The organism is Flavobacterium muglaense, from assembly GCF_014305155.1.
In the GTDB taxonomy this organism is placed as follows: domain Bacteria; phylum Bacteroidota; class Bacteroidia; order Flavobacteriales; family Flavobacteriaceae; genus Flavobacterium; species Flavobacterium muglaense.
Genome location: NZ_JACRUK010000103.1, coordinates 1 through 2,289 on the forward strand (window position 1 = coordinate 1; position 2,289 = coordinate 2,289).

Consider the following 2,289-nt stretch of genomic DNA (forward strand, 5'->3'; position numbering starts at 1 on the left):
TCTAATTCGAAATTTGTATTTTCGAATTTTTATTAGAGCTTACAGTGTGGGTCCTGCTCATGCAGGGCACACACAGCCGTTTGGCAATATGGCGGGTTTAGGCTAAATTTAAAGATGGTTTTGTACTTGCAGAATCAGTGTTTAACCGAAAGTTTAGGCTTCCTTAATCGCCACATCGCCAAGCTGCGGGACGTTGTAGGATATTTTCCAGCAACAGGCGGGCAGCAATTAACCAAAAAATTAATTCCAATTCGACGCCTTTAAATTCCGAGTGGAGTAATCGGGAATAATTAATAACAATGAAAAAAATTATTTTAATTGCAAGTTTAGCTATTTTAAGTTCTTGCAAAAATGGAGCTAATGAAAAAGGAGTTTTAGATTCAATTATTTCGTCAAATGATACACCTAAATGTGATGATGAAGACGTGAAAAATACAGTTTTATCAATTTTAAAAGAAAATATACATTCAATTCCAAATGGTGTAGGAAACGGTGGTATTTTAATATCAAAAAATCCTAAAATAATTAACATAATGACAAAAAGCAAGGATGATGATTTAAAACTTTGCGGTTGTGAAGGAACTTTTGTTGATTTATATAAAGGGAACGTAATTTATACTGCTCAAAAAAATTCTGAAGGAGAAGTAATTGTTAATCTTGAAGATACTGGAACATTTAAAATTAATATGGATTTTAAAGAAGAATAGAATTATTATGAAGTCAAATATAAAAATCATAAAAGAAGTCCCAAAAAAACTAAAAATAAACAACTGGAATCTTTGTTTTCAATGGTGTCAATATTTCTACGACAATGGAACAAATGAATACAGCTATAGATTTATTTGGAGAGATGAAAATAACAAATTAAAGCCTCAAAGGGGGCAAGCAAGAATACCAAGTTTTGCACAAATGCAAGATTTATTAGATGAAGCAAAAATGGATGGCTGGTTAAGTGTTATCGAAACGAAAACTTAAAAAAAACATCCTACTACCACCATTTGGCAATATGGCGGGTTTAGGCTTAATTTGAGATTACTTTACCTAGACAGATACGGTAACAAAACATACATAATCGAATAAACAAATAAACCATAAAATTATAATGAAATTAAGAAGTTACATTTTTTTAATATTTAATATTGGCTTTTTTCCATTACATAGTCAAGAAACAAAAACATATTCTTCAGAAAACGGAGACTTTGTTTACCAATATTACGAAAATTCACAACTAGAACGAATATACAATGGTACATACAAAGAACAAAATGATGGTCTTATAATAACCGGACAATTTAAAGAAAATTTAAAATCTGGAAATTGGAAATATATCACTTTTGACATGGATATTTACGGAGGAAAGGGTATGGACGCAAAATATGAAAAAGATTTTAAAGAAAATACAGATACTGTATATAGCAAAGAAGTATCAGGAAATTATCTAAACAACATGAAAAATGGTGTTTGGACTTTTAAATCAAGTTATGACTTAAAATCAAAAGAATATAAAAACGTACGTAGTTTTGAATTCAAAAATGATATTATTATTGGAAACATTGATTTTTCTGAAAATGTAGGTAGTCTTAATCCAGGTTATAAAGGGCAAATAGATAGCTTAGGCTATTTTACTGGTCTTTGGCATAAAAAAATTAATACCAAAAGTGAAGATATTATTGAATTTTACAAAGGTTTTATTATAAAAGAACTAGGTAGAGATCTTGTCACTGGAGATGTTTATAAAAAATACATACCCAATAAAGAAAAAATGATAGCCGTAATTGACAAAATAATTTTAAATAAAGTAGACTTGTATTCAGATCCTCCATCATTTAATTATTTATCAAGAAATTTAGACAATTTAGAAATTAAAAAATATCCTGAATATTATTATATGACAACTAATAATATGGGATATAATTTGATAGACGAATATTTTAAAGTGTTAATGAAGCCTTGGATTAATATATCAAGATATAAAGGTAATATGAACACCAATTTCACATATTATGAACCTAAATACTTAATTAAGCTAATTCGTACTGAGAAAGATTTTCATTCAGAAAAATTTAATGATAATGAATAAAAACATCCTACAACCGCCGTTTAGCAATATGGCGGGTTTAGGCTTAATTTAAATATGGTTTTGTACTTGGAAAATTAGTCATTAACCGAAAGATTAGGCTTCCTTAATCCGCCACATCTCAAAGCAGCCAACCGTCAGGCTGTGAAAAAACCTCATTTAGTCGCTATTTTGACTTAAAATCATCCTCATAAACATCACTACAATCGTTC

Annotated in this window: 3 protein-coding genes; all 3 read left to right on the forward strand. The window is 29.2% G+C overall.

The window, feature by feature from the left end:
* Positions 1-299 precede the first annotated feature (299 nt).
* The 3 genes from H8R24_RS17885 to H8R24_RS17895 all read left to right on the forward strand — a co-directional run bounded on the left by H8R24_RS17885 (position 300) and on the right by H8R24_RS17895 (position 2,080).
* The gene (locus tag H8R24_RS17885) at positions 300-707 is read left to right on the forward strand and encodes a hypothetical protein (protein WP_187021802.1); all 408 of its coding nucleotides are present in this window, start codon (positions 300-302) and stop codon (positions 705-707) included.
* A gap of 7 nt (positions 708-714) precedes the next feature.
* Positions 715-975 (forward strand): hypothetical protein, encoded by a 261-nt coding sequence (locus tag H8R24_RS17890; protein ID WP_187021804.1) that lies wholly within the window; start codon positions 715-717, stop codon positions 973-975.
* Between the two features lie 127 nt (positions 976-1,102).
* The gene (locus tag H8R24_RS17895; protein ID WP_187021806.1) at positions 1,103-2,080 is read left to right on the forward strand and encodes a hypothetical protein; all 978 of its coding nucleotides are present in this window, start codon (positions 1,103-1,105) and stop codon (positions 2,078-2,080) included.
* Positions 2,081-2,289: the final 209 nt, after the last annotated feature.

What these genes read in the sequence shown, in the direction of transcription:
- H8R24_RS17885 (WP_187021802.1), top strand. Translation starts at nt 300, where the DNA reads ATGAAAAAAATTATTTTAATTGCAAGTTTAGCTATTTTAAGTTCTTGC.
- H8R24_RS17890 (WP_187021804.1), top strand. Translation starts at nt 715, where the DNA reads ATGAAGTCAAATATAAAAATCATAAAAGAAGTCCCAAAAAAACTAAAA.
- H8R24_RS17895 (WP_187021806.1), top strand. Translation starts at nt 1,103, where the DNA reads ATGAAATTAAGAAGTTACATTTTTTTAATATTTAATATTGGCTTTTTT.